This window comes from Streptomyces sp. RP5T, from assembly GCF_003933965.1.
Taxonomy (GTDB): Bacteria; Actinomycetota; Actinomycetes; order Streptomycetales; family Streptomycetaceae; genus Streptomyces.
The window spans coordinates 1-22,522 of record NZ_RSAJ01000084.1; the positions used below are offsets into that span (position 1 = coordinate 1).

25 protein-coding genes and 1 pseudogene are annotated in these 22,522 nt (G+C 69.4%); 13 read left to right on the forward strand and 13 right to left on the reverse strand.

All coding sequences use genetic code 11. The annotated features are described in order from the left end of the window. Nucleotides 1-73: 73 nt before the first annotated feature. Nucleotides 74-490, reverse strand: a complete 417-nt coding sequence (locus tag EHS43_RS12220) for a hypothetical protein (protein WP_125190664.1) — start codon at nucleotides 488-490, stop codon at nucleotides 74-76. 232 nt (nucleotides 491-722) lie between these two features. Here EHS43_RS12220 and EHS43_RS12225 point away from each other — a divergent pair, with 232 nt between their 5' ends. The 6 genes from EHS43_RS12225 to EHS43_RS12245 all read left to right on the forward strand — a co-directional run bounded on the left by EHS43_RS12225 (nucleotide 723) and on the right by EHS43_RS12245 (nucleotide 5,512). Further along, the gene (locus EHS43_RS12225) at nucleotides 723-1,574 is read left to right on the forward strand and encodes a response regulator transcription factor (RefSeq protein ID WP_125190666.1); all 852 of its coding nucleotides are present in this window, start codon (nucleotides 723-725) and stop codon (nucleotides 1,572-1,574) included. Next, nucleotides 1,571-2,377 carry a hypothetical protein gene (locus EHS43_RS12230; protein WP_125190668.1) on the forward strand — a complete coding sequence of 269 codons (807 nt, stop codon included), beginning with the start codon at nucleotides 1,571-1,573 and terminating at the stop codon, nucleotides 2,375-2,377. Before EHS43_RS12225 ends, EHS43_RS12230 begins: the two co-directional genes overlap by 4 nt. Before the next feature lie 26 nt (nucleotides 2,378-2,403). Next, a complete protein-coding gene (locus EHS43_RS12235; protein WP_185806222.1) occupies nucleotides 2,404-3,906 on the forward strand; it encodes a sensor histidine kinase in 1,503 nt (500 codons plus the stop codon). A 150-nt stretch (nucleotides 3,907-4,056) separates the two neighbouring features. Beyond that, entirely contained in the window at nucleotides 4,057-4,203 is a 147-nt protein-coding gene (locus EHS43_RS46390; RefSeq protein WP_175520023.1) for a hypothetical protein, read from the forward strand. Nucleotides 4,204-4,308: 105 nt separating this feature from the next. Beyond that, on the forward strand, nucleotides 4,309-4,743 hold the full coding sequence (locus EHS43_RS12240; protein ID WP_125190672.1) for a hypothetical protein: 435 nt from the start codon (nucleotides 4,309-4,311) through the stop codon (nucleotides 4,741-4,743). A gap of 163 nt (nucleotides 4,744-4,906) precedes the next feature. After that, nucleotides 4,907-5,512: a hypothetical protein gene (locus tag EHS43_RS12245; RefSeq protein ID WP_125190674.1), complete on the forward strand. Its 606-nt coding sequence runs from the start codon at nucleotides 4,907-4,909 to the stop codon at nucleotides 5,510-5,512. A 93-nt stretch (nucleotides 5,513-5,605) separates the two neighbouring features. On the opposite strand, the gene EHS43_RS12250 is transcribed toward EHS43_RS12245, so the two are convergent. Beyond that, on the reverse strand, nucleotides 5,606-5,869 hold the full coding sequence (locus EHS43_RS12250; RefSeq protein ID WP_125190675.1) for a hypothetical protein: 264 nt from the start codon (nucleotides 5,867-5,869) through the stop codon (nucleotides 5,606-5,608). Nucleotides 5,870-6,444: 575 nt separating this feature from the next. Between EHS43_RS12250 and EHS43_RS12255 the strand changes: the two genes are divergently transcribed. The 3 genes from EHS43_RS12255 to EHS43_RS12265 all read left to right on the forward strand — a co-directional run bounded on the left by EHS43_RS12255 (nucleotide 6,445) and on the right by EHS43_RS12265 (nucleotide 10,545). Next, complete coding sequence (locus tag EHS43_RS12255; RefSeq protein WP_125190677.1) at nucleotides 6,445-7,050, forward strand: hypothetical protein; 606 nt, start codon at nucleotides 6,445-6,447, stop codon at nucleotides 7,048-7,050. Nucleotides 7,051-7,115: 65 nt separating this feature from the next. Then, nucleotides 7,116-7,781, forward strand: coding sequence for a hypothetical protein (locus EHS43_RS12260; RefSeq protein WP_260470488.1), 666 nt, complete (start codon nucleotides 7,116-7,118; stop codon nucleotides 7,779-7,781). Nucleotides 7,782-8,649: 868 nt separating this feature from the next. Then, nucleotides 8,650-10,545 (forward strand): hypothetical protein, encoded by a 1,896-nt coding sequence (locus EHS43_RS12265; RefSeq protein WP_148104036.1) that lies wholly within the window; start codon nucleotides 8,650-8,652, stop codon nucleotides 10,543-10,545. A 61-nt stretch (nucleotides 10,546-10,606) separates the two neighbouring features. On the opposite strand, the gene EHS43_RS12270 is transcribed toward EHS43_RS12265, so the two are convergent. After that, a complete protein-coding gene (locus EHS43_RS12270) occupies nucleotides 10,607-11,254 on the reverse strand; it encodes an SMI1/KNR4 family protein (protein WP_260470494.1) in 648 nt (215 codons plus the stop codon). Nucleotides 11,255-11,667: 413 nt separating this feature from the next. Here EHS43_RS12270 and EHS43_RS46395 point away from each other — a divergent pair, with 413 nt between their 5' ends. Beyond that, nucleotides 11,668-11,898, forward strand: coding sequence for a hypothetical protein (locus EHS43_RS46395; RefSeq protein ID WP_185806223.1), 231 nt, complete (start codon nucleotides 11,668-11,670; stop codon nucleotides 11,896-11,898). 127 nt (nucleotides 11,899-12,025) lie between these two features. On the opposite strand, the gene EHS43_RS12280 is transcribed toward EHS43_RS46395, so the two are convergent. From EHS43_RS12280 to EHS43_RS12295, 4 genes are all read right to left on the reverse strand, one after another. Continuing rightward, the gene (locus EHS43_RS12280; RefSeq protein WP_125190683.1) at nucleotides 12,026-12,661 is read right to left on the reverse strand and encodes a GrpB family protein; all 636 of its coding nucleotides are present in this window, start codon (nucleotides 12,659-12,661) and stop codon (nucleotides 12,026-12,028) included. Nucleotides 12,662-12,707: 46 nt separating this feature from the next. Further along, on the reverse strand, nucleotides 12,708-12,890 hold the full coding sequence (locus EHS43_RS12285) for a hypothetical protein (protein WP_125190685.1): 183 nt from the start codon (nucleotides 12,888-12,890) through the stop codon (nucleotides 12,708-12,710). A 132-nt stretch (nucleotides 12,891-13,022) separates the two neighbouring features. After that, nucleotides 13,023-13,916, reverse strand: a complete 894-nt coding sequence (locus EHS43_RS12290; protein ID WP_125190687.1) for an alpha/beta hydrolase — start codon at nucleotides 13,914-13,916, stop codon at nucleotides 13,023-13,025. 41 nt (nucleotides 13,917-13,957) lie between these two features. Further along, nucleotides 13,958-15,196 (reverse strand): NAD(P)/FAD-dependent oxidoreductase, encoded by a 1,239-nt coding sequence (locus EHS43_RS12295; protein WP_260470489.1) that lies wholly within the window; start codon nucleotides 15,194-15,196, stop codon nucleotides 13,958-13,960. On the opposite strand from EHS43_RS12295, the gene EHS43_RS12300 reads away from it, so the two are divergent. Together EHS43_RS12300 and EHS43_RS12305 are read left to right on the forward strand one after the other, a co-directional pair. Beyond that, on the forward strand, nucleotides 15,179-15,514 hold the full coding sequence (locus tag EHS43_RS12300; RefSeq protein ID WP_369009043.1) for a hypothetical protein: 336 nt from the start codon (nucleotides 15,179-15,181) through the stop codon (nucleotides 15,512-15,514). The two genes, EHS43_RS12295 and EHS43_RS12300, sit on opposite strands and share 18 nt — an antisense overlap. Before the next feature lie 119 nt (nucleotides 15,515-15,633). Next, nucleotides 15,634-16,356, forward strand: a complete 723-nt coding sequence (locus tag EHS43_RS12305) for a hypothetical protein (protein ID WP_260470491.1) — start codon at nucleotides 15,634-15,636, stop codon at nucleotides 16,354-16,356. Nucleotides 16,357-16,676: 320 nt separating this feature from the next. Here the strand turns inward: EHS43_RS12305 and EHS43_RS47620 are convergent. Continuing rightward, nucleotides 16,677-16,813, reverse strand: a pseudogene (locus tag EHS43_RS47620) (IS5/IS1182 family transposase); the annotation flags it as partial. Nucleotides 16,814-16,919: 106 nt separating this feature from the next. Beyond that, entirely contained in the window at nucleotides 16,920-18,062 is a 1,143-nt protein-coding gene (locus EHS43_RS12310; RefSeq protein WP_125190689.1) for a helix-turn-helix domain-containing protein, read from the reverse strand. Between the two features lie 337 nt (nucleotides 18,063-18,399). On the opposite strand from EHS43_RS12310, the gene EHS43_RS12315 reads away from it, so the two are divergent. Further along, nucleotides 18,400-18,849, forward strand: coding sequence for a DUF2690 domain-containing protein (locus EHS43_RS12315; RefSeq protein WP_125190691.1), 450 nt, complete (start codon nucleotides 18,400-18,402; stop codon nucleotides 18,847-18,849). 157 nt (nucleotides 18,850-19,006) lie between these two features. Here the strand turns inward: EHS43_RS12315 and EHS43_RS12320 are convergent, their stop codons facing one another. From EHS43_RS12320 to EHS43_RS12335, 4 genes are all read right to left on the reverse strand, one after another. Next, entirely contained in the window at nucleotides 19,007-19,402 is a 396-nt protein-coding gene (locus EHS43_RS12320) for a contact-dependent growth inhibition system immunity protein (RefSeq protein WP_260470492.1), read from the reverse strand. Nucleotides 19,403-19,446: 44 nt separating this feature from the next. Beyond that, the gene (locus EHS43_RS12325; RefSeq protein WP_125190693.1) at nucleotides 19,447-20,712 is read right to left on the reverse strand and encodes an ABC transporter permease; all 1,266 of its coding nucleotides are present in this window, start codon (nucleotides 20,710-20,712) and stop codon (nucleotides 19,447-19,449) included. Further along, nucleotides 20,709-21,461, reverse strand: coding sequence for an ABC transporter ATP-binding protein (locus EHS43_RS12330; RefSeq protein WP_260470493.1), 753 nt, complete (start codon nucleotides 21,459-21,461; stop codon nucleotides 20,709-20,711). Before EHS43_RS12330 ends, EHS43_RS12325 begins: the two co-directional genes overlap by 4 nt. A 53-nt stretch (nucleotides 21,462-21,514) precedes the next feature. Next, nucleotides 21,515-22,522, reverse strand: a 1,008-nt coding sequence (locus tag EHS43_RS12335; protein WP_125190694.1) for a hypothetical protein, incomplete at its 5' end; no start/stop codon positions are given.

A 22,522-nucleotide genomic window follows, 5' to 3' on the forward strand; every position in this document is an offset into this window, starting at 1 on the left:
ACCCGCCGTCGGCACTCCGCCAACGGCCACCTCAGCCCCAACGAATACGAACGCCGACACCACACCGCTAAACTCACGCTCGCCGCGTGATCAATAACCGCGTGCCCACCTTCACGGGGGAAGGCCCCTTCGTCTTGATGTGCGCGATGGCTGACGGATGACTGGTCAACCACTCACCGCACACCCGCCAGTGATGAATGCTGCCGTCGCTGAACTCGGTGCGCACTTGCGCGACGAGCCTGTGGTCGCAGTCGCCGCGCGAGGCCATGGAACAGATCACGTCCTCGTGTTGCCCAATGGCCGGTATGTACGGGTGGATCGACAGGATCGGAGAGCGCATCTCCCGCGCCGCATGATGCATGGCGCGGAGGGTAACAACGCGACACCGTAGCTGCTCGGCGTCACGGCGCTTCCGGCACCGCACCGCGGCCACGGCCTCGATCCGCACTGATCCGCCCGGCGCTGCCACCAGCGAGGCGTCCAGGCTCACGGCCGATGGAACACCGCCCTCGCAGAGGCGGCTAATCCGACTGCAGCACGAAGATCCCGACCCGCACCCGTCGAGGCAGAACAACCAGGGTACGCCGGCGGGGTGAGCGCCAGTGGGGCCTCCGTGGGCCTTTGCGTGGAAGGTCCGGAGCCGGCAGAGTTCGCGGTCGTTGACCTACTCCGCCACTGTCCGGCCCGGTATCATTCGGCCGCGAAGCGGACGGAGGGGGAACATGTCGGCGTCCGGGGACACAGAACACCAAGGGAACGGCGGACGCAGCGGGCGCCAGGGGGATGTCGGGCGCGGCGGGCACAGCGAGGCCAGGATCGCCGTAGCGGCGGTCGACGACCACCCGGTGGTCCTGCTTGGTCTGCAGGCTTACTTCGCCGAGCACACCGCCGACATCGAGCTGGTACATGTGGCGCCCGACGTGGACGCGCTCCTCGCAGGGCTGCACCCGCACTCGTCTGCCAGCGCATCGGCGGGCGCCATGCCCGGCGCACCACCGGACTCGCCTCCCGGCGCACTGCCGGGGGTCTTCCCGGCCATGCCCTCGGTGGTCCTGCTCGACCTGCGGCTGCGAGACGGCAAGGCCGTCGACGACAACGTCCGGCGCCTTCGGGCCGCCGGAGCACGGGTGCTGGTCTTTACCACCGAGCACCGGCCCGCCGCGGTACGCAGGGCGCTGGACGCGGGGGCCGCGGGTCTGGTGCTGAAGGAGGACTCGGAGGAGCGACTGGTGGACGCCATCCGCGCGGTGCATGGCGGGGAGCCTTATCTGTCCAGTCGGCTCGCACACGCCATCGTCACCGATCCGCGCGGTGCCGTCCGCCTCAGCGGTCAGGAGCGCCGCGTCCTGGAGCTGATCGCCCGGGGTCTGCCGCACCGTCAGGTGGCGCGGATGCTGCACATCACCGAGGACACCGTCCGCACGTACCGCAAGCGTGCCATCGAGGCGTACGCCGCCGCGGGCGAAGGGCTGCTGGAGGACAACCGTCAGCTGGTGTGGCGCGCCGTGGCCGACGGCCACATCGACCTCGCGCCGACTCCGGCGGACGACCTGCCGGACACCCTGGGGTGGTGACACCGAACCCCGAGGCGCCCAGTCCGGGCACCTACCGCGACGGCGTGTGGTCCGGTCTTCAGCGCGCGATGGCGGCGGTCACGGCGCTGTTCGCGGTGAGCTGGTCGATGCTGCTGCTGTCATCGGGCGGACGGCTCGCGCCCGCCGTTCTCGCCACTGCCGTGCTGTTCACCGCGCTGGCGGCCACCCTGACGGTGCGCGGCGCACTCGTCCGGCTGGGCCGTCACGATGTCTGGGCGGCCGTGGGTGTCTCGCTCGTCACGCAGACGGTGTTCGCGGTCGAGCGGCCGTCGCAGATCGTCGTCGGGCTGCGCTGCGAACCCACCGCCGCCACCGTGCTGCTGGCGATCGGGTTCGGACCGCGCCGACTCGCGTGGCCGGTGTCCTTGGCGGTCACCGGCGCGCAGATCACGGCGAGTTGGCCGATGGACGGTCCTACTGCCGCGGTGCAGGGCACCTGGCCGGTGCTGACCGCCGCGGTGGCGGCCGCGGTGCTGGGCCCATTGCTGCGCACCGCCGCAGCCCGTGCCGACGCCGCCCAGGAACAGGCACTGACGGCAGGCGCCACGGTCGCACGCGCGCATGCCCGCCGCGAGGCGCACCACCGCTTTCAGGATCTGCTGCACGACGAGGTGAGTTCCGCGCTGCGGGCGGTCAGCATGCCAGGGATCGCCACGACGCAGGTGCGGCAGGCATGCCGCAGTGCCGTGGACGCGCTGCTGCGGGTGCCTGCCGCATCAGGCAAGGCCGCCGACCTCGCGGCCCTGCTCACCAGGCTCACCCCGGAGGCGGGCCGCCCCTGAACGTCGAGGTGTCGGGTGCCGTCCCGGTGCCCGTCGAGGTGGCCGAGGCCGCCCTGGGGGCGGCGGCCGAGGCGGTGCGCAACGCGGTCCGGCACGCCGAGGCGCGGGCGCTGAAGGTGCGCCTGCGCGGGGACGAGCACGGCTTCGTGCTCTCCGTCGCCGACGACGGCGTGGGGTTTTCCCCGGCCGGGGTGCAGGTGTCCTCGGTGGGACTGCGCAGATCGGTGCTGCGGCGGATGGCCGACGTGGCAGGCACCGCGGAGGTGCACAGCTCCCCCGGCGACGGCACCACCGTACGGCTGGTCTGGCAGCGCGACCGGGCGCGGGCGGTACGCACGGGCGAGTTTGGTGGGGCCGTCGCAGAAACCCCGGACCGGATGGCGAGCATCCGCGCAGCGGTCGGGGACGTCCGCCGGCCGCTGGCCGCGGTCTGTGTCCCCTATCTGCTCGCCACCGGGGTCGTCGCCGCGATCCACACCGTACGGTCCCCGCAGGTCAGCTGGCTGATGGTGTGGTACGTGCTGCTGTCCGCGGTGACGGTGGCGTTGCTCTTGCGCGCCCGGACGGCGATCGGGGGGCGCGCGGCCGCCGCCGCGAGCGCCTTCGCCGTCGGCGGCGCGGTCTGCAGCTTCATTGTGATCCCCACGTCGGGCATCGCCGACGATACCTCCTGGCCGATCGGCGCGGTCACCCCGCTGCTGACCGTGCTGGTGATCGTCCGGCCGCCCTGGGAAGCCCTGCTGGCCCTGGTGCTGGAACAGGCGGGGGTCGTCCTGGTGCTGCTGGCCGGGCCGCCGTTCGCCGACTCATGGGGCGAGAGCGTGGCCAAGGCCGTGCCGGCGTTGTTCGCCCCGGCGCTGGGCGTCGGTATGGGGCTGGCCATTGGGCAGACCGTGGCCCGGCTGGGCGCGGCGGTGATGCGAGCCAACGCCGAGCGGGCAGCCTCGGCCGCTGTCGAGTCCGCCCGGCAGGCGCGCGAGGCGATGCATCGCAGACGCCTGGCCGACCTCGACGAGGAGATCCTTTCCTTCCTGCGCCGTACCGCCTCCGGGGCTCTGTCCCCGCAAGCGCCGCAGACCCGGGTCCGGGCGCGGATGCTGGATCAGGCCGTCCGCGACGAGTTGCACCTGCCCGGTGTGCTCGGCCGCTCCACTCGTGAACTGCTGGGTGCGGCGCGTGCCGAGGGCTGCGTGGTGACCATCCAGTCGGACGCCGACCATCCGCCCCCGCCGGATCTGCTGCGTTGCCTGCTCGCCTCCGCGCTGGGCACGGGCCCCACCCCGCAGGACCTGATCCTCAGCGTGGAACCCCGGCCGAGCGCGCTCCTGGTCAGCCTGGTGACGCTGCCGGGAGATCCGGCGCGGGCCGCCGCCCTGCGCGAGGCCCTGACGGGGACCTCCGCGGTCGTTGAGGACGGTACGGAATCCACCTGGGTCGAGGTCTCCACTTACGCGGCCGGCGTCGTGGCCCCGCCTATCGCTGTCCCCATCGATGGGGACAGCGCGATCGGCGACCCAGCGGCAGGATGACCGTACGACGGGCGGCCGTTCGGGGGACGGCCGCCCGTCGGTGACAGGTACGCAGGCCGGACCGTACTGCGGTCGGCCCGGGCGGTCCTGACCGGGACGGCCATTGCTCCGCCCGGTCCTCAGGGCCCCGAAAGAGAACGGGAGGTGGCCGTGGCCACTGCTGAGGAATACGAACGGGTGCTCCGCAAGGCGGAGTTCGGGGGCAAGCTCAACCAGCAGGAACTGGACCTGCTCAAGCGCCTGTACCGGGAGGCCGGTGAGCGCGGAAACCGCGCACGCAAGATCATCGACGGCTGACAGGCCCACGGCCGGCCACCGGGCGTCCAGCGGCTCTCCGGGACCGGCCGCCTGCCCCGACCCCGTACTCACGGCTTTTCACAGCAGAACGGAACCAAGGAGATCATGGTGGGGTTCTTCGGAAGCAAGTCCAAGCGGTCCTCGGCAGTACGGGACTGGTCCACCGGCCCGCTGGTGAAGCAGAGCCCCCTCGCGGCCGATGCGCCCGACGTGCTGGCGTTCGCCGTCGAAGCGGCCAGGCAGGCGGACCGGCCGGGCGGTGTGGACGTGGAGAAGGTGCTGGGGGCGATCGACAGGATGCTGGCGGGCCAGATGGACGCCTACGCCGGTGCGCTGCCGGGACTGGACGCCGGACAGATGGCGCAGATGCGCGAGGCGCTCTACGCCAGGCCGGACTTCCGCTTCGAGATGTTCTTCGACGGGCTGACGTACTTCGGGTCGAGCGGCATCGCGATGTGCAACGGGCTCGTCGAGCAGTGGGGGACGTTCCAGTCGGTGGTCGTGGGCCTCATCGAGAAGGGCGAGTTCGACCGAGGCTGAACGAACCGGGAACCGGCCGGTCGACGCCGCCCGGCCGGCTGCCGGTTCGTCCTCGCGACACGGCGGGCTGACTGGCCGGTACCCACGTCAGCCGCGCGGGCCCACGGCGGCAGGTCCAGATCAGGCAGGCCACCGGGCCGGTCGCATCACGAGAGCCGGAGTCATGCGCAACGCGATCAAAGTCCTGTTCGCCCTCGCCTGCTTCTACATTTTCTGGAATTTCCGCAACACCACGCTGGGGCAGAGCAGTTTCATAGTGTCCGTCATCGGCCTCTTCATCGACGATTGGTACTTGAACCACCCGCGCGGCGGTGGGGCGCGCCGTATCAGCGGGCCGCAGCGGTACGCGGACGCGTCACTGCCCCACACCAGCGGCGGCAGGCGGCCCCCAGGCGGCGTAGGCGACTACCCCGCGGTCGTGGTGTCATCCGTACTGTCGGCCGTCATGGCGGATTCCTTCTTCTTCACCACCTGGCTCGACCTGCCGCCGGCAACGGGTTCGGCCGGCACCAGCGGCCTGGCGGTCGTGGTGAAGGCCGTCGCCTCCGTACTGGCCATCGCCGTGGCGGTGCTGGCGCCCGTGGTCCTCGCAGCCTTCACGTACCTGACCTGCGCGGAGTGGCTGGCTGACCGCTCAGGCAGCCCCTACCGCAACGGCGGATGCCTCGCCCTCTTCCCCGCGGCCCTGCTGGGCATCGCGGCATATGGGCACTTCTACCTGGCCTACGACTTCTACCAGTTCCTCGGGGTGCTCCGACCGCAGGGCTAGACCTGACCGCCGCACACTGCGGGCTGTGTCTGGCCTGCTCGCGGTGAAGCACCCGCGCCTCGCACGAGGGCCAGTGCGCGAAACGGAAGATCGTCAACGCGCTTCTCCACCGGAGCCGCACCGGCGCTCAACGGTACTGCCGACCGCCTCGAACAGGTCCTCGTCGGCGCAGAGCTGGTCCAGGACGAGGATCAGAACGAGGAAGATCACGACGTGCAGCAGGCTATGCGTCTGCCGCCACGCCTCGTGCGAAGCCACGGGGCCCACCGCCATGCCGAGGGCCGCCGCAGGGACGGCGCCCGCCGCTTCCAGCCAGCCTCGCGGCCGAACTACGGCGAAGGCCAGCACGGCCAGCACGGTCAGCAGCAGGACGGCCGAGACGGTCTCGGCAGCACACGGTGAAACAGCCCTGGAACCTGCTTGGGTTCGCCAACAACGCCGTCCAGTGGGGTCCCATGCCCTGCCCCGCTCCTCCTGGCGCCCTATGACCATGTGCCTCGCCGCCCGGCGTGGCGGGTGCCGACCGGCGCGTGTGAAGATGAGCCGCGCCGGGACGGATAGGGGGGCTCCGGGTGGACGCGTGGGTGTGTGAGGCGTGCGGTGGCGAAGTGCCTCAGTCCGAGGACGAGACCACGGCTGCGGCGGTGCGCAGACACACACGCACGACCGGGCACCCACCGTCGAGCGTGCGCAGGGAACTGCCTGGCGGGATCAGTCAACGGTGGCGCACTCCCGAGGACCGGGAGCGGGACAAGCGACGGCAAAACGAACAGGACCGCGGACAGCTCCACCGCGCCCGTCCGGTCGGCTGCGGAAAGCCTGAAGCCCATGCCGGGAAAGGCTCCGCACCGGGCAGAGCCGGCCAGGCCGGCAAGCCCTGGTCGGCCGTACCAATGCACCGGGCCCTCGGGGCACTTCGTGACAGTGCGCTGATGCAGACCCTGCTCGCTGCGGTTCTCGTACTCGTCCTCGGGGCGCTGACGATCGTGTCCATCAGCAGAGCGGAAAGCACGCGGTCGTCGGCGGAGACCGCAGGGAGTTCGCCCACCCCCTCGAAAAGCCCGCTTCGCGACGCGTTCTCGTTGTCCAGCCTCGAAGGCGGCACATGGGGTGAGGCCCGAAATGTGATGGAGGACAGGTCGGGCGGCGGCGAGATCAGCGTCCTGGAGCATGGGACCGGACTTCCACTGACGTTCGCGTACAGCGGCGATCCGCAGCGCGACGAGTGGACGGTGTGCACCGCGGATTTGACCAGCGGCACCTTCGACGAGCCTGGCTGGCTGGTCACCATGGAAATAGCGAGCCCCGACGACGGCTGCCCAACGGGCGCACTCGAGTCCCAAGCCACGGCGACCGACCGGTACGACGATGGATCCGAGACCGCCGCCCCCGAAGCCCGGGACAACGACTTCGGGCAAGGGGTGCGTCCTGGTTCGTGGTGCGGTGATCCCGGAGCGTACGGCTACACCGGTGCCGGAACCCGTATGCAGTGCCGGTACGGTGCGGGCAACGACTACCGCTGGCGTCGTGCGGGCTGAACGAGTGGCCGAGCCCGCGCCGGGCGGTCGCACGCGACGCCTTACGACGGCCGGAGGGAATCACCATGGGGTTGGCCATGTGCCCGTTGTGCAGCGACGACGAGGACATCGAGGTGGTACGCAACCTGGAGGGCGGGCGTCGGCGCGTCCGCCACCGGTGCGGCTTCGCATGGGAGCACGGGGAACCGACTGACCCGAAGAAGCAGCCCTCCCGCTCCATCAGTGACCTCAAGGCCCGATTCCCGAAGTCCGAGGACGTCGAGCCCGGCGTATTGGAACGCGCGAACCGGCTCAAGGCGCAGTTCCTCGCCACCAGACCGGGCCTCGACCCCGAGGTGGCGGCCTACTGGGAGAAATACCAGCAGATCTTCTCGCGCGAGGGACTGCGCACCGGCGACCCCAAGGCACTCAAGGACTTCGCCAACTCCGACGTCGGAGCGCACCCCGGCAACCAGTCCATGTTCAACGCCTCCTGGAACGCCATGGGTGACGCCGATGCCGGGGAGTCGACCCACCGGACGATCGAGTACCTTCTCTACGGCCCCGACGACGTACCGCCCGAGGACCGGCTGCAGCAACTCCTCGACGGCACGCGATCGTTCGCCATGACGGGCTTCAAGGAAGCCCTCCTCACAAAGGTTCTCTGCGTCATGGAGCCGGACAGGTTCCTGTCCGTCCTCAAGTACACGACGGAGGCGGGCGGCAAGCGCGAGATCGCGCGGATGGTCTAGGGGCAGTCGTGAGACGTGGTCAGGCCGGCAGGCGAGGCCGGCGTCCGCCCCGCGCTGGCCACTGCCAGCCCCACTCGCTCACCCGGGCGCCCCGGCCTGGTCCTTGGCCCACCACAGGAACGCGGCGGAGTGCTGCTGGTTGGCGAATCCCTCGCCGACGAGTTCGCGCAGGAGGCCGTTACTGCCTGAGGGGCGCCCTGTTCGCCCTGATCACCCTGTCCGTGGTCATCCAGGTCAGCTATTTCCTCGATGAGGACGGCTGTCGCGGAAATAGCCGCCGCTGTGCGGGAGTTCGCCGAGCAGTTCGGGCGGTATGACTTGGAGCCCACGCGGCGGACCGGTCACATCCTGGCCTCCAACAAGGGCAACAGTAGGCCCGCTTGCACATGGAGGGGCCTGGGTGCGTCCGATCGGTCCGTGCAAGCAATATTCCGTCAGACGATGCCGGCCGGACGTCGTCGCACTTGTGGCTGGTGGACGTGTCACCGGGAGAGGCTCCCTGATCCGTGTCGCGGACACCCCAGAAGGATCAACTGGTCCCGATCCTTGCAGCGAGTTCGACGATGACCATCTGTCCTTAAAGCGCCCTTACTTCGCCCCGCCTCCCAGGCGTATCGTCCTTCACTCGCGTTCATTCGAACGCACGTTTGACTCAACTCGAGGAAGGATGCAGCGCTTCGTGTCTGTCTACCAGCGCTTATCGAGATCAGGCGTCCAAACGGGAGTCGCCCTGGGGGCCTGCCTGCTGATGGTCTCCGCCGTGCCCGCGGCAGCCACCACCACCGCCCGTCCCGATCCCTACGCGGCGCCGTCAACGCGCCCGGCGGCCGGTCCGGAAGTCGCCTCTCCCGCAGCGGGTTCGCGTCCCGTGTCCGGCAAGAACCCGTCCGCCGGTCCGCAGTTCAAGAAGAGCGGTGACACCTGGAAGGTCATCAGCCCCGATGTAGTACTGAAGAACACCGTCACCGACGCGGACGGCGACAAGTCAACGGTCACGTTCGAGGTCTACACGGCCAATGCGGACGGCACACCGAAGGCCCAGGTCAACATTGACGACTCCAACTCGTACGGAGTGGGAGTGTCCGGCTACGTCGCCTCCGGGGCGACCGCTCAGTTCAGGGTCGCCTACGGCAAGCTGAAGCCCGGCGTGAACTACCTCGTCCACACCTCGGCGTTCGACGGCAGCCTGTATGAGACGACCTGGTCGCCGTGGGCGAAGTTCCGCATCGACCCGTACGTGACGTTTCCCGCGCCGCAGCAGGCGGAATCGACGATCGACCAGGCCGAACAGAAGATCGTCGAGTTCACCCGGACCGATCCCGGCGGCTCCGCCACGTCATCCGCCCCGTCATCGTCGCGGGCGCCTGCCCTGGGCGACTTCGACAAGAAGAACTGCTCCACGGCAGACCAGCAGGACCGGCGCGTCTGCTTCACCATGACGAAGCCGGACAAGAGCAAGAAGGACGGCAGGCCCGAGCCTGGCAGGACCAAGGAGGCTCCCCAGAGTCTCAACCGCGCAGCCCTTGACCCGACCCCCGGCGGGAACGACGCGGTCGACCTGGTCGACTGGTGCACCGCCGCCGCTGACGGCCTGGACTACATGAACCGCACCGAAGCCTGTTTGAAGGATCTCGGGGAGGGAGAACTGTGGTTCTTCGACTCCGACCCGGAAAAGCCGGCGATCGGACGCGCGACCTTCAAGTTCGAGCAGCGCATGAAGACCTACCGCAACAAGTCGGAGAGTGGCAGCGACTTCGGGGAGTTCGACCAGCAGATCGTCATCATCCCCACCTACATCGACCCCGCTCTTGAGGGCGTCACGATGAAGTGGAACATCGACTCCTCATGTGCGGCCTGCGACGTGGCCCCCATTCAGTGGGTGGATGACGGTGCCAATCCCACCAACGGCGCGCATTGGACCTACGATCCCACAGGCGGCTACTACGGCCGTTGGGGGACCGTGGTGACCCGGTGGACCGGCACCGGCAAGGAACGGGTCGACCTTGGCTGGTCGATCACCGCGAGCGTGGACGCGAGCAACTCCCTGAAAGCGACTGCCGACTTCGGCAGCAGCGGTATCGACAGCGTGCGGGAACTCGCCCCGCGCTGCGACAACATTCTCGCGGTGCCGGCGCCCGGCTGCGTGCTGCCGTTCTTCAAGCCGACCTACACCGTGGACACCAACGCCTACCCGGCGGCCGGGGCCTACTACTGGCTGATGCAGGAGAAGATGCCCGACCATGCCGGATCGAAGAAGTGGGACTCGCTTCTTCACTACCTCGGCCCGGACACCACCGTCACCAACCCCACCACCGGCGGCCCGTGGACGAGCACCAACAGCCGTAACAAGATCTGCGGGAGCGGAACCACCAAGTTCATCCCGCACCCGGCTGACGCGTCGGTGGGATCGACCGACTGCGACGAGTACGCCATGGCGTCCACCCACGAGAGCGGTGGCTTCCCCGGCGGTGTCAACCAGGTGAGCGACGGCAGCAAGTGCGCCCAGCTCTTCACGGACAAGATGGCCACCCCCGCCGCCACCTTCGGGATCCTCGCCGACACCCGGACCGCCGCCAACGGCCCCGCTGGAACGGAGCGCTGCGGGCGCGCCGGCATCAACTCAGGCCAGAACCAGGGAGCCTTCAGCGATCTGAACCCCGCCACCTGGCGCCTGCTCGACGGCGACGGCTTCTTCGTCTCCAACCCCGGATTCGAGCACTGCGCGAACGCCAACACCACCTGTAGCTGGCGCACCCGGTTCTAGCCAAAGCCAGAAGACCCAGGAGGGCCGGAGATGCATCCGGCCCTCCTGGGCCGTTGCGGTCCTATCCGGTCCACGGCTCCCACAGGGCCGCCGCCTCCTCGCTGTCCGGCGGCCCCCATACCAGCGCTTCGCCTATCAGACCCGGCTTGTAGCCGGTGGCCAGCTTCGGGTACTCCAGCCTGTCCGCGACCTCTTCGAGAAGCATGGTCAGAGACGTGTCTTCTACCGTGCGTACAGCCGTGTCGTCCCATCCGCCTGTCTCACCCGTCTCTGCGTCGACGAACCTGCCGAAACTCAGGTCGGTGACACTCCACGCGCAAAACGGCAGCCACGACGGCCTCCAGACCAGTGTCTCCGGATCGCGACGGGCCTGCCTGCGCTGGTTGTCCATGTGCCACTGATACGACCGCGCCACCGCCTCAAGGTTCAGCAACGCCCACCCTTGATCAGGGATCAGGCCGGCCGCCGGAACATCCCGGCTCCCTGCGCACAGGCGCCACAGCGCCCGCAGCTCTGCGGGGGCCCGCACGCCGATGGATTCCTCCAGGGCCGCAATCTCGTCCTCTGACGCGCCCGGCCTGAGCGCGGCATGTGTCGCGGGAGCATGGCGGCCAAGCCACGTCTCGATGCGCTGCCACGCCTCACCGATCTGCCGCGCCTGCATCACGTCCTGTCGCGGACTACTTCCCTCGGCGGCATCCTCAGGCATCGTCACGCCTTTCTCATTGCGGTTGGCAGGCAGGGCAGCGTGCTGGGGGTCTTCCTACGCGGGACCTCGGGTGCTCTATACGGACGGCAGCCCCTACCACCGCATGAACGCCCCTCCGAGAGAAACGCGCCTGCGATCGTACAGGCTTGCCATAAGCGCGGTCTTACCCACCCACAGGCCGAGCACGGCCTGTTCGTCTCCCCAGCACACCCCAGTCCTGCCCCCTGCTTGCGGTCAGCGACCTGGCCACCAGGCTCGCAACCTGCCGCTCGGCGCCCGAAGGCGACAGGTTCACGGATTCCTGAGGGCCCCGGGCAGTGAACTGGCTGGCCGCCTGACGTTGAGACGCAGATCGTCCAGCGGGTTGAGTCAGCAGGCGTTCGTACGGCATGCGCTTGGGAGGGTGTAGTGACGTGGCGGTCTTCTTCCATGTGAAGGCCATCGCGGTGGCGATCCCAATCCCCGCGACCACCGACACCTCACGCACCCGGCCCGAGCTCGGTGCGGTCTTCGACCCGCTGTTTGAGGCCGGTGTTGAACACGGCGTACCCACCTTTGTTGGGTGTTCTGAGGAAGGGCCGGATCTGGGTGGGGCCTTGACCCTTGATCCTGGACACACGAGACACTGGATCCTGAGGATCTGAGAACGGACATCTCGTGGCAGACGACGAGTTCAGACAGGCGCGCATAGCGGCAGGGGTGCAGCTGTACCCAATCATCGCCGACGCCCCCAAGGCCGATGATGACGTTGGCCGCCCGGCTGGCCAACCGCTACTCAAGAAACCCGGCCGCCTTGAACGCGCGCTGGTAGATCTCGAAGATCACTGTCTGCTTGCGGGCGTTGTAGTCCATGACGAGTTGCCCGGGGTGCTTCGCGGCCTTTCGTTTCACGGCCTCGTACAGTCGCCGGTCGGCAGCGTTCGTTCGAAGCCAGTTCCGGAAGACGACGTGCTTCACGAGTTCGGGGCTATCGGGACCGAAGACGTGCAAATTCACTGTCAGCCCGGACAATGGCGACACGTCGGCAAGCCGCTCTGCGGTCTCGCCGGCCTGGAGGAGACGGTGCTCGTGCCACCACGGCTCACGCACCGTCAGGACGAAACCCATCGCCTGCAGACGCGGCAGCCAGACCCGCTCATCAGCCGGGTCGGCGACGGTCAGGTCCAGGTCGATGACCGGCTTCGCCGCAAGACCCGGCACGGATGTCGATCCGACGTGCTCGACGCGGATTGCACGTGTCCCCAACGCATCCGTGATGCGATCACGCAGTGCATTCGCTTGCTCCGGCCACCGGGGGTCGTACACGACGATCTCGACCGCCGACGGGGCAGGAGCGACCACCCAGGGGCTCGCACCCGCCGGCACGGATGGCTCCTCAAAGCTCAGAATCTCAGCGATCGACGGCACGCCCTTAGTAAACCCCACATGGTGTGGCCGACGTGCACGCCGTGGGTCAGCGAGAAGGCAACTCCACCGATGACGGAAGTCGACGGGCGAGCAGGACCGCACCGCCAGCTGCCACGAGCATCCCCAGCGTGACGAAACCGACCCAGAGCCCCGGCACCCCGCTCCCGATGAGGACCCCGGCCAGCGGCGGACCGATGAACCGCGAGAGCGGGTAGGTGGCGGAGTTCATCGCGTTGTACCTCCCAAGAAGGTGCTCTCGACACCTCTCTGTGCTCGTGTTCGTGTTCGGGGGATGGGGGGCGCCCGCCGGGCCACGTGGGCTCCGGCGGGCAGGACGGTAGCGGAGGGGATGGTGGGGCGGTCAGCAGCGCAGAGTGGCGGCAAGCCAGTCGGCGCTGCGGGTGATGATCTCGGGGAAGTGGTTCGAGAGGATCTCGTAGTGCTGGCCCGCGTACTCGATGACCTGCTTCGGGTCGGGGATCCGGTCGTACATCTCGCGGGCCTCCTCGACGGGGGCGACGGTGTCCTTGGAGGCGAGGATCATCAGGACCGGGGCGGTGATGCGTTCGGCGTAGGCGCGCGCCTCCATCTCGAAGATGCGGTCGAGGGTCGAGATGGTGATCTCGTTCCGGAAGCTGGGCAGCTGGTGGATCATGTTCTCGACGAACTCCAGACCTTCCTGGTCGCTGAACATGACCGGGTCCTCGGGTTCCGGGACGCCGTGCAGGCGGATACTCGCGGCCGGCTCGCCGCGCAGTTGGGCCTGACGGTCGGCAGGGATGAGAGCTTCCAGCTCCGCGAGCGTGTCGGCCGGTTGGAGGCTGCGCGCGCTCCAGCCGCTGACCGGGGGAATGATGCTGACGACCGCTTTGACCCGGCGGTCGGTGGCGGCCGTGAAGAGGGAGTTGGCGCCACCGATGCTGATGCCCCACAGGGCGATGCGGTCGGGGTCGACGTCCTCGCGCAGGGTCAGATGGGTGATGACGTCGCGCAGGTCCCGGCACTGCTGCCAGGGATCGAACTGCTGACGGGGTTCGCCGTCGCTGTAACCGGTGTTGCGATGGTCGTAGATCAGGCAGGCCAGACCGGCGTCGGTGAAGCCCCGGGCCATGGCGAACATGGATTCCGCGGGACCGCCCAGGCCGCCTTGGAGGATGGCGACAGGCGGGCGTTCGGGGCCGTCGGTCGGGCGGAACAGTTTGCCCCGCAGGGTCAGGTCCGACACTCGGAACTCGATGTCTTCGGTGACAGGCATGGGTTCTCCTCGCGGTGCGACTCGTTTCGGGGAGTCGGTGATCAGGTGTGGCTGACGGGGAGGTCGTCGGGCAGGAAGTCGATATCGGCGGCCCGAGGGTCGGCCGAGGCGCGCAGGATGGGGAAGACCTCGGCGCGCATCTCGGTCTCGTACTCGGCCACGGCCGTCGCCACAGGTGTGTCGCCGTGGGCTACGCGCTCCAGGGCCCGGGTGAGGGCCGCGGCGTCGCGCAGTGCCGTGTTGGCGCCGGAGCCGAACGAGGGGGGCATGGCGTGGATCGCGTCACCGAGCAGGGTGACACGGCCGGCGGGCCAGGGGTCTGCCGGCCGTAGGTGACGCATGGACACCGGGAAGATCGTCGACGCGTCGACGTGCTCGACGAGATCGGCCAGGGCGGGGTCCCAGCCCCGTACCGCGGTGCGCATCAGCGCGTGCAGGGCTTCGGCAGAGCTGTGCCACAGGTCGGGGGCGCCGGTGCCGACGGGGCTGCCGGGCGGAAGGCCGAGGTTGACCATGATGTAGGGATCGACGGTATCGACGGCGGCTCCGGGCGCCAGTTCGGCCACCGCCTCGGCGACCGGCCTGCGCGGTCGGTACAGGCCGTACGCGAACATCGCGCCATTCGGCCCCGCGGCGACGGCGAAACCGTCGAACAGCGCCTCGGGCAAGCTCGCTGCGAGCTCGTCGGTCAGCGGTGCGGTGGAGTACAGGCCGCGCATTCCGGTGTCCACGACCGGGACGTCCGGCAGCAACTGCCTGCGCACGACGGAGTTGATGCCGTCGGCGCCCACCAGTACGTCTCCGGCCTCGCTCGTGCCGTCGCCGAGTAGCACCCGCACCTTCTCGCCGTCCGTCTCGAAGCCGGTGACGGTGCTGTCGAAGCGGATGATGTCCTCCAGACCCAGGCCCATGATCTGGCGCAGCGTGCGCCTGTTGACCGCTGTGTGGGGCCGCCGCGGGTCGTTGGGCGGGCCGATGTGGGGACGGGCGCCCAGTTCGCGGGCCTGGTGGTCGAGCATGACCATGACCTCACGGCGAGGCGTCTCGCGTGAGGTCTGCACGTACAGCTCGAAGAGGTTGTCCGGCAGGCACTGCTGCAGAGCGCGGCCACCCGCGCCGTTCATGTGCAGGTGCCGGGCGGTGTCCGCGTCGGCCAGGATGCGGTGGGCCAGCGGCAGCAGGGCCTCGCCCGCGTCGGTGAGGTGTCCGCAGACCGCGCCCCGGCCGTCCTTGGCCGGGAAGAACTCGCGGTACGCCCTTGGGTGTTGCCCTACCGCCACCCCTCGCCAGTCTTCTCCCCGGTGAATCGCCTGCACGCCGAGGGCATCGAACCGCACGTGGAGATCGTCACGGAGAACTTCCTGGCCATTCCCCACCTGGTCGCGGGGACCGACCGAATCGGCCTGATCCCCGAACGGGTCGCGATCCCCACCCTCTCCGGGCAAGCGATCGCCATCGTGCAACCCGCCTTCGAGATCGGCCACTTGGTGGAGTCCCTGTGGTGGCATCCCCTCCATGAGCGGGAACCGGCCCACATTTGGCTGCGCCGCATGGCTGCTCGCGCCGCCCAGACACTCGAGAGTCGCCCCATGGTTTGAGTTGGGTGCAGCTCTTCTGGAGTGACATGCCGAATCGCAACCGATCTTGGAACGTGCGAGTCGTATGGAGTGTCTGGTTGGGTGATCTTCCGGCCGTACGCGCACGAGGGTGCATGCGGGTGAGCGCGTTCTCGACCCAGCGGTCATCGTGGCTGTGTCTGCCGACGTGGCCGGTCCAGAATGCCGTCATGGTTGAAGGCGAGCGGAGCGGAACGGAACCGCGTTCATTCCTGACATGCGTGAGAGAGGTGGCCCGGCTGTTGGGTGTCGGAGACATCGCCACGGAGCCGAAGGAGCTGCACGCCCGCCGCCTGGCCCTTGCGGTGCGTAAGCCCCTGCTCGAACGTGCACGTCTGCCCGAGGAGTGGTTCGACCCGCTGATGGCAGCAGCCGTCTACGACCCGGACCCCAGCCTCTGCCGATGGTTCGTCGAACCGGCGGTCTACGCATTCGGACGCCGCCGAGTGATGGCGGCACTGGTCGACTACCTGCGGTGCGGCACGGATGCCGAGCGAGCCGGTGCCGTCCGGGCCTGGTACTGCGCCCACGCGCCCCTGCGTGCAGACCGGTCGCCGGCGTACGGATCCAATGGGATACGGAACCCGGCGCTGGACGAGTCACAGGACATCGAGGCCGCCTGGCTGGAGGCATCCATGCAGGTGTTCGCCGAAGCCACCGACCTGCAGATGAGTTACCGCGTCCTGCTGAACCTGCCTACTTCTCGTGCGGCCTACCCGCCGCCCCTTCACCAGCTACTTGCAAGCACACTCGCGTCCGCCCGAGCCCATCCCGACCCGCACATCCGTCGCTGGGCCGCAGCGGCAGACCACGAGGGAGCCTGAACCCGGCGGTTGCTCCTTCCGGCCGTCACTGGTCAGTACCTCACGCGCGCGATCCCCCTACGTCCGGCGCGCGTCGGTGCGCAGAGGGGTCCGCCAGCGGTGAAGGTACATGCCCAACTCGGGGCGGAACAGGCGGCCGAGGGTGCGGTCGCTGGCGCCTGCGGCTCGTTCCACTTCGGGCAGCGACACTGGTGGGGCCGGGTCGGCGTGCAGCAAGTCGGGGACAGCGCTCAGTCTCCCGTCCCTCGGCTGTATCCAGGACCCTGACGCTTGACCGACGCATGGCCTGGTTTGTCGCATGAGCCAGTTGGCGAACCAGGTCTTGACCTGTTGTAGCCGCGCTCGACGACTTCTCGGGTCCTGTGATGCTCGGAGTCGAAGGCCGACGGACGTCCGCCGGCCGGTCCACGACGTTGTCGGCCCGCGACTTGGTCGGGCGTTCAGGGATGACCGTTCGGAAACGCTCCGACCCCGCACCCAGCTTGAAGCACCTGCGCGCCGTAACAGCACCCCCTCGACCGCCTCGCCGGCATGGATCAACGGCACTGGTCCGTAAGTCGTGGTCAGTTGCTCTCCGAGGCCGTGGACGGGGTGGCCGATGCCCTCGTCCGCAGGGCGCGCTCGCAGTGTGGCCAGTCGTGGAAGTCGCGGTCGCGGGACCAAAGACGCTTGGCCGCCTGGATGTTCCATTCGGGATCCAGAGCCTTGCGCGGAGTCCCGCCCAGTTCACGCAACCGGGTGTCGGAGATCTGGAACAGGCCCCAGTTCCTGCTGCCGTTGGTGTTCGGCAGGATGTGCAGAGGATCCAGGAAGGACTGGCAGTCGGCGATGGCGACGGCGTCGTCCGGCGCCTCGGCGAAGACCTCGCGGATACGGCCGCGGGCTTCCTCCGGCGACCAGGTGCCCATGCGGGACTTTGACTCGTAGAGCGCCGTTTTGGTGGCTGCCGTGACGACGCCGTTGGGCGGGAGGCCGGTGATGACCTGGAAGGCCGTCACCCGGCGCAGTGTCTGCGGGCCGAAGTCGCCGTCCACGTCGATGATGGCGCCATGACGCTTGAGCAGCGTCTGCACTTCGCGGACGCACTCGTCGTGCTGGCCCATGCTCACGACGGGCGAGCAGACGGAGGAGAACAGGGGTCGTGAATCCGGCCTGTCCGCTTGCTTGTTGGGGGCGGCAGCCAGGGACATGGCCCAGCCGACGGTACCGAGGACGGTGACGGCGGCCGCGGCGGTGAGCGCGATGACCCGGCGACTCGCCGGCAGGCGACCGCTCGCTGGCCTCGACTCCTGGGTGGGCAACTCCCGCGATGCGGTGCTGGGTGCCTGGTCAGACTCAACCGCTGCCGGGTCTGTCGAGGCGGCTTCCTCCAGGGGAGCGGCCGCTGTCTGTCCGGCCTCGGCCTGCTCACCTACCGCGTCGCCGTGCGCGGTCTCCCCCTGCTGTACCCGTCTCTCGCGCTCCGTGTCGGCGAGGGCCCACAGCCGGTGCAGTTCGCGCAGTTCGGTGGAGGCGGCGCCGCAGGCGGTGGCTATGCGGTGCACGACCCCGTAGTCCTGCGGGACCGACGAAGCCGCGCAGTAACGGTGAAGGCTGGAACGGCTGATGCCGGCTCGCTGCGCGAGAGCGTCGTAGCTGAGCCCGGATCTCTCTTTGAGCGCACGCAGTTGAGCGGCAAGCCGCTCAACCTCCCTGTCCTGGTTCATGGAGAACCCCCCTGTTGTTCGAACACCGGCCCAATGTGCCAGAACAGGCATGTCAAAGCTGGGAGTTGGTCACTCCGGATGGCGACCGTCGCTCCGCCCGCATCCCATGGGCATCCCAGACGCTCCATGAACGCACAGGTCAGGGGGTGGGGGAGCGTGTCAGCATCCCAAGCAGGCCCGTTCCGCTTGTCTGCCTCGGCGAGGGCCGCCACCGTGGCGCCGTCGGTTCCTTGCACGTCGTTCGGCCTCACCCATGGCGGCCTCACCCATGGACGCGTCGACGACGGTCCCGTCACCGGCTCAACCACGCGCTATCGCCACGGATATGGGAGAACAGATGAGAAACAGCACAACCTGGGCCCGCGCTGCGGCTGCGATTCTGCTCGCGGGCGGCGGACTGCTCGCGGCGACCCCGGCTCAGGCGGCCGCCACCGCGTGCTCGGGGTCGGCCTGCGACGGCAAGGACCCCGCCGTCTACTGCCAGGGCGACGCGCGGACCGTGGAGAGCACCACGCTCGGGCAGGCGCTGCTCGAACTCCGCTACAGCCCCAGCTGCCGGGCCGCCTGGGGCCGCATATCCAACGCGGGCTACGACACGCGGGACCAGTTCACCCCGTACGTCACCGTGCACCGGAACAGCGACGGGCGTGAGTACTCCTGTTCCGTGCCCAACGGCGACACCGACTGCTACACCCGCATGGTCAACGACGCCAATGTCACGTCCTACGCGAAGGGGATGTGGGACAGCGGCGCCCGCATCTACGAGGGGCGCACCGCGTCCTACTGAACCTCCTGCCGAGGCTCGACGCCGGCACGAGCAACCTCCTCGCGCAACTCGGCCCGAGCGGCACGCTTTCCAGCCGCTCGGGCCGAGCCGGCCAGCGCTCTGATTCGCGACGCAGCCAAGCAGCAAAGCGGTGACCCACGTCCACGCCGCCGCATGGTTACCGGGCCAAGAAACCCTCGGCCCGGCGTTCCAGAGCAGGCGGCATGTCCGTCAACTGCGAGACGATCAGGCGGACCTCCCGTTCGAGTTCAGGGAACTCGCTCCAGACCTCCGCACTCCTGGTGAGCACGGCGGCCAGCAGATCGCCCTCGTACATGTCGCCTTCCGCCAGGGGGTCGGTCCGGAGGACCTCCACTGCCAGGGGCAGGAGATGGGCAAGGCCCTCGTTCTGCCCGATCAACAGCCGCATGTCCTCGACCTTCAGGCCGCCGATCGGCTTGCGCCGAAGCTCACGCACGGTCGCCATCAGCCGGGTTTCACCGCCCGACGGGGCAGGTCCGCGGTCGTGCTCAAGCTCCTCAAGGGAGCGGTCACGGTTCACGAGACGGGGCACCGGCCGATCGTCCCATGTTCGATCTCCAGCCCGGTCCCGCGGTCTCAGGTCGTGGCCAGCGCCTGTGTCGGAGTGAGGCGGGATGCGCGGACGGACGGGTAGACGCCGGCCAGCATGCCGATGACGACGGCTCCTGCGACGCCTGCGGTGAGTACGGTGAGCGGGACGACGGGATGCCAGCCCTGGTAGACGGCGTAGGCGATGGTGCTCAGGGTGCCGATGAGCGTCCCCGCGAGGCCGCCGAGCAGTGACAGGACCACCGATTCGGTGAGGAACTGTCCCCTGATCTGGCCGCGGTTGGCCCCCAGTGCGCGTCGTAGACCGATCTCACGGCGGCGTTCCAGGACCGAGATGTACATGGTGTTGGCCACGCCGATGCCGCCCACGAGCAGGGCCACGCCCGCGAGGCCGAGGAAGAGGGAGGAGAAGGCGCTGCTTGCCGCCCGCTTCGCCGCCAGGGCGTCCGAGGGGCGGCTGACCTGTACCAGTCCGGGGAGTTGTGGGTAGAGGGTGGCGGGCAGCACCGAGGAGACGGCCTCGATGGCGTCCTCGCGGGCCTTGACGTAGACCACGGTGGGGTGGCCGTCGAAGCCGAGGTTCTGCTTCGCGGCCTTCCAGCCGACCAGTACCGAGCGGTCCAGGTCCGGGGCGAGGGGCAGCGGGTCGAGGACGCCGATCACGGTGAACCAGGTCGTGCCGACGAGGATCTGCTGGGCCTGCCGTCCCGGCAGGGGGCGCGTGATGCCCAGGCGGGCGGCCGCCTCGTGGCCGAGGACGGCGGTGGGCAGGCCGTCGGTGGCCGCGTCGAGGAACTTCCCCGCCCTGACCCTGCCGTTGACCACCTTCAGCAGGTCGTGGTCGGCGGCGAGGACCGTGAGGCCCAGGCCGTCGGCGGGGTCGGTGCGGTCCGAACGGTGCACCAGCTGATGGGTGTTGGCGACCTGGCCGGTCGCGGTGACCGGTGCGATACGGGCGGCCATCTCGGCGGCGGCCTCGGGCAGCGCCACCGGGGGTTTCTGGTCGGGCTGCGGATGGGCCCGCAGCAGGTTCGTGCCGAGCGCGGAGAGCCGGTCGTCCAGCGCCCGTTGGCTGGAGGCGGGGATCCCCGTCACCAGCACCAGTGTCGCGATGCCCAGGGAGATGCCGAGCGCGGACAGGGTGGCGCGCAGTCGGCGGGTGCGGATGCCGAGCAGGCCCAGGCGCAGCACGTCCGCCGGGTTCAGCCGCCCGGGCCGGACCGATGCGTAGGCGTCGGTGGACGTGTGGGCGTCGGTGGACGCGCGGGGGTCGGTGATGGTCGCGCGTTTCATCGGACCGCCTCCGGGGCCGCGTCCACGCCTTCGGTCACTACGGGCCCCGGGTGAGTCGGCAGGCCGGTGCCCGGGCCGGTGTCGGCGACGATCCGGCCGTCGCGCACCTCGACACGGCGCGGCAGCCGGGCCGCGATGCCCTGGTCGTGTGTGATCACCGCGATGGTGGTGCCCTCTCGGTTCAGACGGACCAACAGGTCCAGTACGGCACGGCCGTTGGCGGAGTCCAGCGCGCCGGTCGGCTCGTCCGCGAGGACCAGGGCGGGCTCGTTCACCAGGGCGCGGGCAATGGCGACGCGCTGGCGCTCACCGCCGGACAACTGGTGGGGCAGGTGTGTCAGACGGTGGCCGAGTCCGACCCGTTGCAGCGCGGCGAGCGCGAGGGGGGTGCGGCGTCTGCGCGGCACCCCCGCGTAGAGCAGGCTGGTGGCGACGTTCTCGGCCGCGGTCAGACCGTCCGTCAGGTGGGACTGCTGGAAGACGAAACCGAGCCGCCGGCCGCGCAGCGCGGACAGGGCGCGGTCGCTCAGCGCCGCCGCGTCCCGTCCCGAGATCTCGACGGTCCCGCGGGTGGGCAGGTCGAGCGTGCCCATGATGTTCAGCAACGTGGACTTGCCGGAGCCGGAAGGGCCGACGATGGCGAGCAGTTCGCCATGGCGGACGGTGAGCGACACGTCGTCGAGCGCGGTCACTCCGCCGGGGTACTCCTTGGTCGTGTGCAGCAGCCGCAGGACGGCCGGTTCGGCCACGGGGGCACGGGTGCCGGGAGCAGACTGCGGTGGGCGGTGGCGGCTTCTCATGATCATGAAGCCGTCACCACTGTCTGGCCTTCCTCGACCCCGCTGCCCGAGATCTCGACCTGGCCCTTGGCGAACAGCCCGGTCTTGACGGCGACGAGGTGGCCGTCGGGGCGCTGGAGCGCGTAGCCGCCCTCCTGGAGGGCCAGCAGCGCGCCCACGGGGACGGTCAGGACGTTGTGGCGGGTCCGGGTCGTGAACGTCACCTGTACGGAGCCCGCGTCGAGTTTCCTGATCGAGGCGGTGTCCTGCGGCACTACGGTGACCTGGAGCGAGGGCGGGGCGCTGGTGCCGGAGGCGTCGTCGCCGTCACCCTGGCCGCCCTGCACCGTCGTGCCGACCGCTGTCACCGTGCCGGTGGCCCGGGTGGTGTCGGGGAGGGTGAGGGAGACCTTGTCCTTCTTGTGGATGAGGGCCGCGTCGGCGGCGCCGACCGTGACCGTGACCGACTTGTGCAGCGAGGTCACCGTCAGGATGTCCTCGGCGACCGGGTCGCCCGGTTGGGCCTTGGTCGCGTTGACGCGGACCGCCCCGGGCAGCACCACGACGTCCCCGACCGCGAGCTTGCCGGTCTGTTCGCGGCCCGTGTCACGCTGCCAGCGCTTGAGCGCGTCGAGCAGGGACTGGGTGAGCCGGGTGCCGCCGGACTGCTGGGCGCCGGTGGTGGAGCGGGGGGCGGTGGACCGTGGGCCGATGTCGTAGCCGAGGGCCTGGAGGTTGTCCGCCAGGACGGTCACGTCGGTGCCGCTCACCCCTGCCTTGACGGCCGCCGAGTCGAGCGTGCGGAACACGGGGGTGTCGCCGAAGAGGAGTGCCACCGGCTGGTCGTCCACCCAGTACAGGGGCTTGCCCCGGGTGACCGTCGATCCGCTCGCGGGGAGCCTTGTGATGAGGCCCTTGCCCGCGCCCTTGACGGTGGTGGCCGTGCCGTAGCCGAGGGTGCCCGACAAGGTCGTGCTGTCGGACAGGTCGGCGCGCTGAACGAGGGTGGTCTGCAGGGAGGGGGCGGCGGC